The 12633-nt window shown below is 48.2% G+C and carries 17 protein-coding genes and 1 other annotated feature; of the genes, 6 read left to right on the forward strand and 11 right to left on the reverse strand.

Translation table 11 applies throughout. The features are described from left to right. Positions 1–22 precede the first annotated feature (22 nt). The 4 genes from nusG to ACYVUV_RS02345 all read left to right on the forward strand — a co-directional run bounded on the left by nusG (position 23) and on the right by ACYVUV_RS02345 (position 3065). Entirely contained in the window at positions 23–577 is a 555-nt protein-coding gene (gene nusG / locus ACYVUV_RS02330; protein ID WP_484498942.1) for a transcription termination/antitermination protein NusG, read from the forward strand. A gap of 123 nt (positions 578–700) precedes the next feature. Then, the gene (gene rplK / locus ACYVUV_RS02335) at positions 701–1126 is read left to right on the forward strand and encodes a 50S ribosomal protein L11 (protein WP_002876501.1); all 426 of its coding nucleotides are present in this window, start codon (positions 701–703) and stop codon (positions 1124–1126) included. An 83-nt stretch (positions 1127–1209) separates the two neighbouring features. Then, positions 1210–1905, forward strand: a complete 696-nt coding sequence (rplA, locus tag ACYVUV_RS02340) for a 50S ribosomal protein L1 (RefSeq protein WP_050890514.1) — start codon at positions 1210–1212, stop codon at positions 1903–1905. Positions 1906–2060: 155 nt separating this feature from the next. Next, positions 2061–3065 carry a glycosyltransferase family 2 protein gene (locus ACYVUV_RS02345; protein WP_439775793.1) on the forward strand — a complete coding sequence of 335 codons (1005 nt, stop codon included), beginning with the start codon at positions 2061–2063 and terminating at the stop codon, positions 3063–3065. Between the two features lie 142 nt (positions 3066–3207). On the opposite strand, the gene ACYVUV_RS02350 is transcribed toward ACYVUV_RS02345, so the two are convergent. Beyond that, complete coding sequence (locus ACYVUV_RS02350) at positions 3208–4458, reverse strand: ammonium transporter (RefSeq protein ID WP_439775794.1); 1251 nt, start codon at positions 4456–4458, stop codon at positions 3208–3210. A gap of 223 nt (positions 4459–4681) precedes the next feature. Next, complete coding sequence (locus tag ACYVUV_RS02355) at positions 4682–5083, reverse strand: hypothetical protein (RefSeq protein ID WP_439775795.1); 402 nt, start codon at positions 5081–5083, stop codon at positions 4682–4684. A gap of 97 nt (positions 5084–5180) precedes the next feature. Continuing rightward, positions 5181–5310: a sequence feature (ribosomal protein L10 leader region), on the forward strand. Positions 5311–5343: 33 nt separating this feature from the next. On the opposite strand from ACYVUV_RS02355, the gene rplJ reads away from it, so the two are divergent. Continuing rightward, the gene (gene rplJ, locus ACYVUV_RS02360) at positions 5344–5853 is read left to right on the forward strand and encodes a 50S ribosomal protein L10 (RefSeq protein WP_439775796.1); all 510 of its coding nucleotides are present in this window, start codon (positions 5344–5346) and stop codon (positions 5851–5853) included. A 52-nt stretch (positions 5854–5905) separates the two neighbouring features. Continuing rightward, positions 5906–6271 (forward strand): 50S ribosomal protein L7/L12, encoded by a 366-nt coding sequence (gene rplL, locus ACYVUV_RS02365; protein WP_439775797.1) that lies wholly within the window; start codon positions 5906–5908, stop codon positions 6269–6271. A 1049-nt stretch (positions 6272–7320) separates the two neighbouring features. On the opposite strand, the gene ACYVUV_RS02370 is transcribed toward rplL, so the two are convergent. The 9 genes from ACYVUV_RS02370 to ACYVUV_RS02410 all read right to left on the reverse strand — a co-directional run bounded on the left by ACYVUV_RS02370 (position 7321) and on the right by ACYVUV_RS02410 (position 12633). Then, positions 7321–7779: a hypothetical protein gene (locus ACYVUV_RS02370; RefSeq protein ID WP_484498943.1), complete on the reverse strand. Its 459-nt coding sequence runs from the start codon at positions 7777–7779 to the stop codon at positions 7321–7323. After that, a complete protein-coding gene (locus ACYVUV_RS02375) occupies positions 7748–8056 on the reverse strand; it encodes a hypothetical protein (protein WP_484498944.1) in 309 nt (102 codons plus the stop codon). Before ACYVUV_RS02375 ends, ACYVUV_RS02370 begins: the two co-directional genes overlap by 32 nt. A gap of 143 nt (positions 8057–8199) precedes the next feature. Further along, positions 8200–8865, reverse strand: a complete 666-nt coding sequence (locus ACYVUV_RS02380) for a hypothetical protein (RefSeq protein WP_484498945.1) — start codon at positions 8863–8865, stop codon at positions 8200–8202. Beyond that, positions 8862–9431 carry a hypothetical protein gene (locus ACYVUV_RS02385; protein ID WP_484498946.1) on the reverse strand — a complete coding sequence of 190 codons (570 nt, stop codon included), beginning with the start codon at positions 9429–9431 and terminating at the stop codon, positions 8862–8864. Before ACYVUV_RS02385 ends, ACYVUV_RS02380 begins: the two co-directional genes overlap by 4 nt. 10 nt (positions 9432–9441) lie before the next feature. Beyond that, positions 9442–9897 carry a hypothetical protein gene (locus ACYVUV_RS02390; RefSeq protein WP_484498947.1) on the reverse strand — a complete coding sequence of 152 codons (456 nt, stop codon included), beginning with the start codon at positions 9895–9897 and terminating at the stop codon, positions 9442–9444. A gap of 3 nt (positions 9898–9900) precedes the next feature. Beyond that, positions 9901–10194, reverse strand: a complete 294-nt coding sequence (locus ACYVUV_RS02395; protein WP_484498948.1) for a hypothetical protein — start codon at positions 10192–10194, stop codon at positions 9901–9903. Next, positions 10184–10765 carry a head maturation protease, ClpP-related gene (locus tag ACYVUV_RS02400; RefSeq protein ID WP_484498949.1) on the reverse strand — a complete coding sequence of 194 codons (582 nt, stop codon included), beginning with the start codon at positions 10763–10765 and terminating at the stop codon, positions 10184–10186. The genes ACYVUV_RS02395 and ACYVUV_RS02400 overlap by 11 nt, the downstream gene beginning before the upstream one ends. A 19-nt stretch (positions 10766–10784) precedes the next feature. Then, on the reverse strand, positions 10785–10934 hold the full coding sequence (locus ACYVUV_RS02405; RefSeq protein ID WP_484498950.1) for a hypothetical protein: 150 nt from the start codon (positions 10932–10934) through the stop codon (positions 10785–10787). 922 nt (positions 10935–11856) lie between these two features. Beyond that, complete coding sequence (locus ACYVUV_RS02410; RefSeq protein WP_484498951.1) at positions 11857–12633, reverse strand: hypothetical protein; 777 nt, start codon at positions 12631–12633, stop codon at positions 11857–11859.

A 12633-nucleotide genomic window follows, 5' to 3' on the forward strand; every position in this document is an offset into this window, starting at 1 on the left:
CAAAAAGGAGATTAAAGAAATTATGGTAGAATCCGCCAAGAAGCAATGGTACGTCCTGCACACTTACTCTGGTTTTGAAGACAAGGTTAGATCCGACTTGCTGTCCCGGGCCCAGTCACTGGGGATGCAGGACTACATCTTCCGGGTTGTCGTTCCGCAAGAACCAAAGATCGAAGACGTGCACGGCAAGAAGGAAGAAGTTAACGAAAAGGTCTTCCCTGGCTACGTTTTGGTTGAAATGGTCATGACTGACGAAAGCTGGTTTGTTGTCCGGAACACTCCTAACGTTACTGGTTTCGTTGGCAGCCACGGCGGTGGTTCCAAGCCTTCCCCGCTTTACGAGGAAGAAGTCAGAGCCATCCTGCAGATGCAAGAAGGCGAAGCAACTGAAAAGGTTGACTACGACTACGAAGTTGGCGAAAACGTCATGATCACTGAAGGTGCTTTCAACGGCATGGTCGGCAAGATCGCTGAAATCCAGGACGACAAGCAAAAGCTCTTCTTGACCATCGACATGTTTGGCCACGCTACTACGGCTGAACTGGACTTTGACCAAGTCAAGAAGATGGAAGACTAAAGAAAAAAGTCTTGCATTCTGCCGTTTTTCAGAGTACTATATTAAACGTACTTTATTATTGTGGGAGGAGAGTGTGGAAACTCTCCATTTTAACCGCATCACGGAATCAAGGAGGTTTTGACCGTGGCAAAGAAAGTTATTAACGTTGTTAAGTTACAAATTCCAGCTGGCGCTGCAACCCCTGCACCTCCAGTAGGTCCTGCTTTGGGTCAAGCAGGTATCAACATTGTTGGCTTTACTAAGGACTTCAATGCTCGTACTGCTGACCAAAAGGGCATGATCATCCCTGTAGTCATCACTGTTTACGAAGACCGTTCATTCGACTTCGTAACTAAGACTCCTCCAGCACCAGTCTTGTTGAAGCAAGCTGCTGGCATTCAAAAGGCTTCAGGCGAACCTAACAAGAACAAGGTTGGTTCAGTAACCACTGCTCAAGTTAAGGAAATCGCTGAAACTAAGATGAAGGACCTTAACGCTGCCTCAATCGAAGCTGCTATGCGCATGGTTGAAGGTACTGCTAGAAGTATGGGTATCGAAGTAAAGGACTAATTTGTTAATTTTTACCAATTAACAAGTCAGGTGGGAGAGCAAAGAGAAAGCTCGTTTGACCACACATACAAGGAGGATTTTTCATGCCAAAGCATGGTAAGAAATACGTAGAAGCTGCCAAGAAGGTTGACAGCAACAAGTTGTACTCAGTAGAAGACGCTATCAAGCTGGTTAAGGAAACTTCATACGCTAACTTTGACGCTTCCGTAGAAGTATCTTACAACCTGAGCGTTGACCCTAAGCAAGCTGACCAACAAATCCGTGGCTCAATCGTTTTGCCAAACGGTACTGGTAAGTCTGTAAAGGTTATCGTATTTGCTGAAGGCCCACAAGCTGAAGCAGCCAAGGCTGCCGGTGCTGACGAAGTCGGCGCAGACGACCTGGTAGAAAAGGTTCAAAACGGTTACCTGGACTTCGACGTTGTCATCGCTACTCCAATGATGATGGCTAAGGTTGGTCGTTTGGGTCGTGTGCTTGGGCCTAAGGGCTTGATGCCAAACCCTAAGACTGGTACTGTTACTATGGACACTGCCAAGGCTGTTCAAAACGTTAAGGCTGGTCAAGTAGAATACCGTGTCGACCGTCAAGCTTCAATCCACGCTGCTATCGGCAAGGTTTCATTCACTGAAGAACAATTGACTGAAAACTTCCGCGCTTTGCAAAACGCTATTTTGCGTGCAAAGCCAGCTTCAGCTAAGGGTCAATACATCAAGAGCTGCGCAGTTGCCGCAACCTTTGGCCCTGGGATCAAGTTGGACCCAATCGCTTTGATGGCCTAATTATCCCTAAGTTAAGCTCCTCGCCTTTTGGCGGGGAGTTTTTCTTTGCCCTAATCTTGCTTTAAGAAAATTTTAGTGCTGGAAAAGGCTTTCTTTTAAGAAATCTTGCTATACTAGTAGGGGACAAATAGCCGAACTGAAAGAAGTGTATCAAGGTGGAAAAATTATTAACTCTTATCGTTCCCTGCTACAACTCAGCTGAATACTTAAATCGCTGCGTCGACTCCCTTTTGCCGGGCGGTGACCGGGTGCAGATCATCCTGGTTGACGATGGGTCAACTGATGAAACCGGCCGGATGCTAGATGACTACCAAGCTAAATACTTAAACCTGGACCTGGAAGTCGTCCACCAGGAAAATGCCGGCCACGGCGGGGCCATCAACCACGGCCTGCGCCTGGCCAAGGGCAAGTACGTCAAGATCGTCGACAGCGACGACTGGCTGGACCAGGAGGCCTATCAAGAGGTGCTGGATTACCTGGAACAGAATCCGGAAGTCGACCTCTTTTTGGCCAACTATGTCTACGATAAGCCAGCTGTTGGCCGCCAGCGGGTGATCAAGTTCCCGCATCTGCCGGTCGGGCGGACCTTCTCCTGGGATGAGGTCAAGCTGCGGATGGGCCAGTACTTCATGCTCCACTCCGTCATCTACAACCGGAAAGTCCTGGAGCGGGCCAAGGTAACCCTACCAACTAAGGTATCATATGATGATAACATCTTTGTCTTTGAGCCGATGGTAGAGGTGCAGACCATGCGCTACCTGCCGGTCAACCTCTACCACTACTTTATCGGCAGAGACGACCAGTCAGTCAATGAAAAGGTGATGCTGAAGAAGATTGACCAGCAGATCTTGATCAACAAGCAGCTGATCGTCTTCTACGCTTCCCAGGTCAACAAGCGGGCGCCTTATGCCAGATACATGAAGTACTTCTTAGAGGCCGTCACGGGCGTAACCAGCGTTATCTTGATCCGGGGCAAGAAGAAGGAGTATATTGCCAAAAAAGACGAGCTCTGGCAGTTCTTGAAGACTTATGACCTGGAGACCTACAAGTCCTTTAAACGCCGGCTGGTGGGCCATTTCGTCTCAAGGGACGTTCTGCCTATGCGGCAGATGGTCAGCGGGGCCTACTTGCTCCTGCAGCGGCTGTATTCCTTTAACTAGTCAAAAAACAAAGCATGTAAAACGAAGAAAAAGCTTTGGCAGTTTGTTTGCCAAAGCTTTTTTGATTTGATAATAGGATAAAAGATGTGGATAAGATAAAAGTGAAATGATTTGATGAAATAGGATATTGAGAAAAATGCTGCTACTTGCCAAAGATAGCCTGACTTGCGCTGATCTGACAGTCGGCGAATTCCCCGTGCTCGCTGAGGTCCAGGCCGACTTCTTCGTCACGGGCGGAGACCCGCATGTTGACGAAGCGTTTCAAGACCAGGGTAATCAAGCTGACCATCAAGAGAGTAAAGACGATGGTGAAGAGGGTGCCGGCTGCCTGCTTAGCTAAAAGTTCCCAGCTGCCGCCGTAGAAGAGACCGCTGGCTGAAATCCCCGGGTCAACTTTTTGACTGGCAAAGAGGCCGACAGTCAAAGAACCAACGATGCCGGAGACACCGTGGCAGCCAAAGGCATCCAGAGGATCGTCAAAGCTGAGCCGCCCCTTGACCTGGCTGATGAAGAAGTAGCTGGCCAGACTGCAGAGAATGCCGGTAAAGAGGGCACCGGCGCAGGTCTCATAGCCAGCCCCCGGCGTGATGCCGACTAACCCGCAGAGGGTACCGGTGCAGATCCCATCCAGGCTGGCCTTGCCGCTGAATGCTTCTTCCAGCAAAAGCCAGGTCATCATGGAAGCAGCGGCGGCAACCGTGCTGGTTAAGCAGGCCGTCAAAGCCGTTTGGTTCATGCCGAAGGCGCTGCCGGCGTTGAAGCCGTACCAGCCCAGCCAGAGGATGGCAGTCCCCAAAAGGACCCAAGGCAGGCTGTAAGGACGGGTCTGCTTTTGGTAGCGGGGCCCTAAGAAGATGGACAAGACCAAGGCGGTGATGCCGGCGTTGATGTGAACGACCGTGCCGCCGGCAAAGTCCAGGATCCCCCAGCCGGCCAAAAGCCCGCCATTGCCCCAGACCATGTGGACCAGGGGGTAGTAGACCAGGATGGACCAGAAGAAGACGAAGACCAAAAGGAAGTTGAACCGCATCCGGCCCACCGTGGCCCCGACGAAGAGGGCGGGGGTGATGATGGCAAACATCATTTCAAAAAGCAGGTAGCTGGCTGCTGTAATTCCCTGGTCTTTTAAAACAACCTTGGTCAAGTCGCTGCCGGAGAGGAAGATGTGCTGGACTTTGCCAAAAATCCCGGCTACGTTGCCGTTGAAGCAAAGCTCATAGCCAAAGGCCACGAATAAGACGATGGCTAAAGCACAGATGATGAAGACCGAGAGCATGGTGTTGACTACGTTTTTCTTGGAGACCAGGCCCCCGTAGAAAAAGGCCAGGCCCGGGGTCATCATCAAGACCAGGACGGCGGCGATAATTAAGAAGACGGTGTTTGCTGTGTTCATCCTTTTTTCCTTTCTGCTTCTATTTCTATACCAATTGCTTGCTAAGATTTATGCTCTTAGTTATACCATGAAGGTTCTTTTTGTAAAACTCTAGACCAATTTAGAAAGAGAAGAAATATACTGAAAAAAGTTGAAAAAGGGGCAAAAAAAGAGCCTGCTTTTTCAAAAGGCAGGCTGCAAGCGTTTGCTAGTTTATTTTGTTAAAAAATACTAAAAAACAGACTTAATTTTTATCATCAAAACCGGTCTCGTCCCGGCGCTTGACGTGGAAGTTCTTGTCGTTGGCTTGTTCAGGCACGATGAATGAGCAGAGCAAGAAGAGGATGAAGCCACCCCAGCCCAGGCCGTTAATGCCTAGCTTATAGCCAGTCAAGGTCAAAATGACGCCCAAGAGGAGCAGACACCAGGCGATCCAGGAGAGGATCTGCCAGTTCCTGCTCAGCTTCTTGTTTTCAGATTCGATGTCCAGGAAGCCGCGGACAATGAAGTAGGCGCTGATGATGAGGAATAAGACGTCTAAAGCGATGCTGGCGGCGGAATGGTCCTTGAACATGCTGAAGACAGCCAGGGTGCCGGAAATGCCGGCTAAGAAGAAGTAGAAAATGTCGATCAGTTTACTCTTCAAAATTGTACCTCCTAAAAGTCATTACAGTAGATTTTAGCAGATTTTTGCAAAAAGTGGCGAAAAAGGTTTGACAGATCTTGTTTCAAATGGTAATCTAGATAAAGTAAATTTCTAACCTAAGACGTGGGTGGCGTAAAGCCTCAATACAATCCCGCCGAGGCCAGAAGATAATGAAGATTATTAAACTCTCCATGTCTTTCTTGGCATGGAGTTTTTTAGGCCTTGTAGAATTTTACAAAATTTTATGGAGGTGAATAATTTTGAGTCAAGCTATTATCGCTGCTAAGGCTAAATTCGTTGAAGAATTTGCAGAAGAACTTAAGTCAGCTAAGTCCATCGTAGTTATCAACTACCTTGGTTTGACTGTTGACGAAGTTACTGCGTTCCGTGCAGAATTGCGTGAAAGCAACGCCAAGATGAAGGTTGTCAAGAACACTTACCTTCGTCGTGCTGCTGCTCAAGCCGGCTTGGAAGATTTGGCACCTGTATTCGTTGGCCCATCAGCTGTGATCTACACTGATGATGAAGACAACGTTACTGCACCTGCCCGGATCGCTGCTGACTACGCTAAGAAGTTCGACGTTGTTGAAATTAAGGGTGGTGCACTTGAAGGTCAAGTTGCTACCAAGGAACAAGTCGAAGAACTGGCTGCAATTCCAAATCGCGAAGGTCTGCTTTCAATGCTTCTTTCTGTATTGCAAGCACCTGTACGCAACTTTGCATACGTTGTTAAGGCTGTCGCTGAATCAAAGGAAGAATCAGCTGAATAGTCTGGTCATTTTAAACTAGATATTAAATTCCATATTTTCGGAGGATATTACAATGGCTTTGGATACTGCTAACATCATTGAACAATTGAAGGGTGCTTCAATTCTTGAATTGAACGACCTGGTACACGCTATCGAAGAAGAATTCGGCGTTACTGCTGCTGCTCCTGTAGCTGCTGCTGGTGCCGCTGGTGCTGCTGAAGAAGCTAAGTCAAGCTTCGATGTTGAATTGACTTCAGCAGGTACTGAAAAGGTTAAGGTTATCAAGATCGTTAAGGAAGTTACTGGCGCAAGCTTGCTGGACGCTAAGAAGACTGTTGACGGTGCTCCAGTTGTTCTTAAGGAAGGCTTGTCAGAAGACGAAGCTAACGAACTTAAGGCTAAGCTTGAAGAAGTTGGCGCAACTGTTACCCTTAAATAAAGAATGTATGTTTGCTAGGGCTTCTTAACGTCTGAATCGTTGATATATCAGCATTCTTTCTGCAAGTACTATTCTAGAAAACTCTAAAATAGTCAAAAATAGTGCAACGAAAACTGCAATATTTTTCCCCTGCAAATGTGAACACGATTGAGCTTATCCGTCCTGGATAGGCTTTTTCTTTTGCCCATATTGTGAATCTTTTAACTTTCAAACTTGCTAAAAACGAATTTGCGAGTAAATGGGCTTCAATTGACCAGGAAGCGGGTTGAACTTGGGACAAAGACCCCCGGGGGTACCTATTGCGCCCAGAACGCTTATTTTAGCCGTATAAGCCGTTCTATATCACTTAATGTATGCTCACACGCAAGCTGGCTTAAAACGGCTGTATTGGGCTTAAAATCGATTCTACAAAGGGCGCTTGCTTTGGACAGTCCTTCGATATCCACACGGGGAAAAACGTAGTTACAACTACGGTTGTAGGGTGTAACTCCAGTTACGTTCGTTCAGCTACAAGGGGACTTTCGGGCGCCTTTGTAACCTCCGTACTTAAAAAAGTACGCTGGCTATGGGTGCACCTCAAAGTGCAAACATCGGCCGGGGTGGCAACTTGCTAACGGTTTGTTATTGAGCTGGGCGTAGTTGTAACTACTCCCTCCATGCGTGTAAGGACAAAAATACTTAAGCATCCCCACAAGTGGGGACGGCAAAACTCCTTCCATACGTGTAAGGTTAAAAGCTTACGTCCGTAACTAGAGTTACGCTTGTAAAACTGCTTTGCCCACTTGTGGGCAAAGGGTGCCCTGGAATAGGGCCGCCTTTTGTCTTGGGGGTCTTCGATTCAGCGACACCTAGCCTGCACGGGGGTAACGATTCGTTCACCCCTTTAACCTCGACTACCGAAACGGTACCCCAGCAAAAGAAAAAGGCCAGTCCGGTAAGACTGACCTTCGAAGCAAGTTTTATTTTAATGGAGCGCCCCTTTGTTTCCGGCCTGCTAGCCCTCATGTCAACCACTGGGGCTTAGGTGGTAAGCTGGTAGGCCGGGTTATTTATCTTAGATTTTCCATACGCAAGCCTAAGCGTTTGGCCAGGTCCGCAAGCCAGGCAGACCAAATTCTGTTGGCTGTGGACTTGCTTACAAGCAGCTTGCCCTTGGTTATCAAGCTTTCAATCGTATCCACGGAATGCCGCTTGAAATAACATTCCTGGCAGATTATCCGGGCTTCCTCTGGGCCGTCAAGATAACAATCAGTGATTGCCTTATACTCTCTCTCAAGGGCTTGCAGTCGCCAATCAGCTTCTTCAGCTTCCAGCTTAGCCAGGGCCGCTGGGGCTCCGGTGTAGTCATGTGGGTGACCGCCCCCGAAGTTATCGTCAAGATTCTTTTGCCGGTGCTCAAAGGCAATTTCTAATTTTCTCTGCTTGATATAGTCTTCATATCGTGGGTAGTCGGCTAACAGTCCATAGATCAGCTGCTTAGTCGCCCGGTTCAGTTGCGAAGCCTTCAATAGTTGCCCACCTCATGTTATTGTGCAATGCAAGCCGCAAGATAATCCGCTTAGCCTTGGTCGGGCTGATATCCACATAGCGACAGTTCAGCATATTGACTGGCAGGGGTTGGCTAGCGTCCTTTAGCAGCTCAACCTCGTTCTGGTAGTAGTAGACCCGAATCTTTTCGGCCTTGTCCATATCAGCCAGCCGTTCCGTCAAACTCTGCTCAGCTTGATGAACCCCAGCCGTAACCAAGGCTGCTTCCTGTTCCTCACTTGTCCCACCAAGGTACATGCGGTTCACCTGCTTTCTTAAATTCGCTCACAATCTTAACTGCAATATCCGGCCGCCCTTCAATCAGCTTCTTATAGCGGCTAGGTTCCAAGTGGAGCCATGCGGCCAGTTCACTTGTGCTGATACGGCCATTCTGGTGCTCTCTAGTTATTAATCTCGTGGGATTCACCTTCATTCTTCTTCTCAGCGTCGATTAGGCCACTAAGCATGTAGGCCGTTACTCGGGCTTGTGCTTTGGTCAACCCGGTTTTGGCTAATTCATCGGCCATTACTTCCCGGCTCTTTCTCTGCCGTTTAAGGCTGGCTACAAGGCGCTTTTGACTTGCGGAGTAGGGTAAGCTTTCAATTACAGTGTCTTCAGCGTCTTCCTGGTCGTCTTCGTCCTGGTCTTGACCGTAGAGCGTTTCAATATGCCGTTCAAACTCCCGGCGGACCGTATCCAGCAGGGCCTTTAGGGTTTTGTCTTCAGCCAAAGCTTCGGCCTCAGTTACCCAGTCAGCGCCTTCAGTGATCGGGCAGAGCAGTTGCCATGCGTCCAGGTCCTTGTCGTAGCCAATCGGTTCAAGATCAGCAGCAGGGGCTAGCTTGATGACCACGACGGCTGTCTTGATGTACCGAATGACGGCCCGGACCCGGTAGGCAAGGGCAGCATAATTGTCGGTCTTCTCGCCCAGCTTGTAGGGCTTGGCGGTGAACCCAATGACGTGTTCTTCCTTGTCTACGTGGTCATAAGCAAGCAACTCTGCCAGTTCGGTTAGAAATTCAATCTTCTTCGCTTTTGGTGCTCTAATAAATTGTTCTGGTGTCATGCCTTAATCTTCCTGTTTAACTCGCTGGCGGTGGTCAGCTTTCTCTCAATAGTTTGCCCGGCGTATCTCTCTTGTGTTAACCACGCCTCTGGACCTGGTGCTGGCTGACTGCCTACGCTATAGTAGATCAAATTCATACTCTCATCGTAGTAAGCCATGCAGGGCAGGGCTGGTGCGTATTCGGCTCGGGTCTCGATGTCCCGGTCATATTTCTTGCGGTTTTTGATAAAGTCCAGGACAGCAAAGGCCCCGGCACTTGCAAAGGTCCATGCCGCTTCATCAACCTGGCCCGCTTTATATCTTTCAACCAAGCTGTCACATGGGTAAAAGTAAGTCCGGCGGCCGTCACTGCTGGTCATGGTTCTGCATGCCTTGAGTGTGATCGGCTTGCTTGCTCTAGCTGACCCGCCAATTAATGCGGCGTTGGTTTTCCAAGCGGCTGGCGTATTAGCCCAGTTCCAAGTGGCGGCCAGTGGCGCAATAGTTGCTCGCTTGCCCTGGTGGCCCTTAGCAACTATTGAAACGTTGCCGTTAGCGTCACGTGTGTGTAAGTCGTAATAGAACATTGGCTACCTCCTAGAAATGATTGTCTGGATTGTAAACCGGGTAATGTACTTCCAAACGGTCAGCTTCCCGTGCAAACTCTCCGACTGCTTGTGCTGGGCTGTAATCTCCACGGGTGAAAGATGAGTGCCGTTTGAACAGTCCGCTATGGTCAGTTGCTCCGGCCTTTTCGCTGTATCTGATTGCCCCGTTTTCGTCTCGGTAGATCAGCCAACGGGAATAGGGTTCAACCTCTGCCATGTTCTCCATGTAGCGGCTACGGGCCCGGAAATCGTTAGCAGTCTTAGGGTAATTCTTGCCGTCCAGCATAATTGCCAGATCATGCTTTTCTTCGGCTTCCTTTTCGGTCAGCAGGCGGGACTTGAAATAGTCGAAGACTTCTTCCTGGGTCAGTTGTTCCAAGTCTTCATAAGATTTGGCTTGAAAGTGATTGATGACGTTTTCCAAAGTAAATAAGTAATGCTGCATTGTCTATTCTCCTTTACAGAAAACATTGAGTTTGTGTTGTCTAATTCCGGCCAGAGCGCTTCTTAAAAGCAGGCGCTTAGCTTTCTCTGGTCTCATCTGAACTGCCACTAGGCCCAAGCTGGCGGCCGTGTCGTGGCCGATTGTGGGCTTGTCCAGGTCTTGAATGAACTTGACCTTCCCGGCCTTCATCAAAACTTCAACGGGCTTTTCTTGATCTAGCTTTTCCAACGCTTGAGCACGTTCTCTAAGCGGGGTGGTATAGTTCCATTCATACAAGGCTTTCATTTCATCTTGCATAGTTGACCACCTCCGGCACGTGCTTAAACATTTTGGCTTGCTCATGTGTTAGGCAAGCCGCTACCTTGACCGGGTTTAATACCTTGTCCGCTAGGCCGTATTCTAGGGCCTCAGAGCCTGTTAGCCAGGTTTCTTGGTCCATTAGCTTGGTAATGTCTTGACGGCTCACGCGGCCGCTAGAACGGTCCATGTAGATGTTTTTCATTGATTCAGCCAGTCGGTCAAGATCAGCTGCCAGCTTGCGAAGTTCCTTAGCATTGCCTTGTGCTGATGTCCACGGCGCTTGAATCATAAGCATTGCGTTAGCTGGAATGTAAATGCGGTCGCCTGCCATTGCTACCACACTGGCAACACTAGCGGCCAAGCCGTCAATGTAAACCGTGATATGGTTGGGGCTGGCCTTCAGCAGGTTATAGATAGCTAGCCCTTCGAAAACGTCTCCGCCACTGCTGTTAATATGCAGGTCAATTGGCCCGGCCGTCTTCTTCAGCAGGCCACGCAAGCGACTAGCTGACATGTCTGTGTTCTCTTCGATAATTGGGGTAATGTCTCCGTAAATATCGATTTCCATAGTCTTCATCTCCCTTTGTTTAAACTGTTTTTCCGAACAATAGATTTGAAGCGCAAATTTCAAGCACTTCATTGACTAGCCCAGAACTATTGCGGGCCATTAGCTTGCTGAGCTGGCTCTCACTCATGAAAAGATAGTCAGCAATATCTGCCAAATGTGGTTCTTTCAAATCTATACGCCTCCTTTTTGTTCGCTTCATAGATATAGTATAACACAAATTAAAATATAAAGGGGAACTAGCATTTCTAGCAGCTTTTATAATAAAAACGCTAGAAACGTTGATATAACAGGATTTATAAAGGGTATACGGAAAAGCTCCCAAAATAATTTTTAAAAATTTTTATGCCATGTGTTGACAAAGCCCGCTACAGTGGTATTCTTGGGGTGAATCGAATAAGAAAAAATCGGCGATAAATTTGCAATTTTTGAAATGACTTTGAATTTTTAAAGTAATTCAAAAACGAATTTATCGTCAAGTAATGCCTGGCGCCCGCTCCCCTTGGTAGAGAAAGCCCAAATTTTGGGGCCAGGGGGGTATCCTAGCCAGTTCCGTGGGCAAGAGTACCGGGCCAGGCTAAAACCGCTCAGCGGGCTTATATGGGCCTTCTAGGGCTATCACAGAACATGACATCAAAGCTGCATTGATTTGCGGCTTTTTTGTTTGCCTTGAGTTTTCAGCCGTCAATTCGACGGGCCAGACTTTTAGCCGGGGCTCTCCCTGGCAGACCTGGACCAGGTGGCAGTCGGGCAGGGCAGTGATAACCACACTGCACGAAGGCAACAGAAAAGCCGTCAATCCAGGGAACGGACTGACGGCTGAAAGGAATGTTTTCAGCAAAAGGAAGATTTCATGACAATTTATTCATTATGAACAGCGTAGCGAAGATGTTGTACTAATGTCCTTAGTACATGTCTATTATAACATATCTATCAAGATATAGCAAAACGGACACCTCTTCGGCGGTGTCCGTTTCTCAGTCTATTCAGTTGTCGCTGGCTTAACTGTGTTTGGCTGCTAGCCTACAAATTCAACTACGTAAATCTAATAATACATTTACGATGTGCGTTTTCATTAGCACTCTCTTATTATATCACAGTTCGCCAATGGTTGGCTTAGTAAACGTATTGTCGCTAGCGTTATATTGCCAGAGCATTGCCTTCATGCTTGCCTTCAGCTCTTCGGCGCTGATCGGTTGTTCATAGCTATGGGCCAGGACTTCCTGCAGCTGATCGGCGTCAACCACTTGCTGGTCTGGGAAGTTGTGATACAGAGCATTATCTAATGCACGCCACTTAAACAGCTCTTTGGTAGCGTCAGCGGCTTCCTCATCGTCAGCCCCAAGCATTGCCGGAATGCACTGCCAGTTCTTTTTAATCAAGTCCAGGTTCTGGTTTTCGTAACAAACATAATAGTACTCGTCTAAGGCCGCCTCTTGTGCCTTCAGTTCACAGTCAACGGCGGTGGCTAAACGGCCAATGGTTGACAAAACAGCGTCTACCATTTCTTGAAAAAGATAAATCAAGTCCTGGTTGCTTCTGGTTTTAGCCAGCTGGTAAATACTAAATTGTGGGGTGTTATCAATTGCTTCAATTCTTAACACTACTGCTGTCTGTTTTTCCCAGCGGTCCAGTAAGGGGGACCGAAGCCCTCTCTTTTCAGCAAGCTTGGCCTTTTCGGCTGCCAGGTCCAGACTGCCGCTAAAGACTTCCTCCGGGTCCACCTTGCGAATGTAGGCCGCTGGGGTGGACTTAGTCAGCACGTGCCAGATCATTTCCACAGTAGCCTGGGTAGCCTGGACTTGTCCAAAAATCCGTTGTTCTTCCTTGGTTGATTTGATTGCTTTAGTTAAAATTTCGTTAATTGTCAT

Source organism: Lactobacillus sp. WILCCON 0149 (assembly GCF_057197965.1).

Excerpts from the sequence above, each read along its gene's own strand:
- nusG (WP_484498942.1), top strand. The coding sequence starts at position 23 with ATGGTAGAATCCGCCAAGAAGCAATGGTACGTCCTGCACACTTACTCT.
- ACYVUV_RS02385 (WP_484498946.1), bottom strand. The coding sequence starts at position 9,431 with ATGTTCTATTACGACTTACACACACGTGACGCTAACGGCAACGTTTCA.
- ACYVUV_RS02400 (WP_484498949.1), bottom strand. The coding sequence starts at position 10,765 with ATGGAAATCGATATTTACGGAGACATTACCCCAATTATCGAAGAGAAC.
- ACYVUV_RS02350 (WP_439775794.1), bottom strand. The coding sequence starts at position 4,458 with ATGAACACAGCAAACACCGTCTTCTTAATTATCGCCGCCGTCCTGGTC.
- ACYVUV_RS02380 (WP_484498945.1), bottom strand. The coding sequence starts at position 8,865 with ATGACACCAGAACAATTTATTAGAGCACCAAAAGCGAAGAAGATTGAA.
- ACYVUV_RS02395 (WP_484498948.1), bottom strand. The coding sequence starts at position 10,194 with ATGCAAGATGAAATGAAAGCCTTGTATGAATGGAACTATACCACCCCG.
- rplL (WP_439775797.1), top strand. The coding sequence starts at position 5,906 with ATGGCTTTGGATACTGCTAACATCATTGAACAATTGAAGGGTGCTTCA.
- ACYVUV_RS02390 (WP_484498947.1), bottom strand. The coding sequence starts at position 9,897 with ATGCAGCATTACTTATTTACTTTGGAAAACGTCATCAATCACTTTCAA.
- ACYVUV_RS02375 (WP_484498944.1), bottom strand. The coding sequence starts at position 8,056 with ATGTACCTTGGTGGGACAAGTGAGGAACAGGAAGCAGCCTTGGTTACG.
- rplA (WP_050890514.1), top strand. The coding sequence starts at position 1,210 with ATGCCAAAGCATGGTAAGAAATACGTAGAAGCTGCCAAGAAGGTTGAC.
- ACYVUV_RS02410 (WP_484498951.1), bottom strand. The coding sequence starts at position 12,633 with ATGACAATTAACGAAATTTTAACTAAAGCAATCAAATCAACCAAGGAA.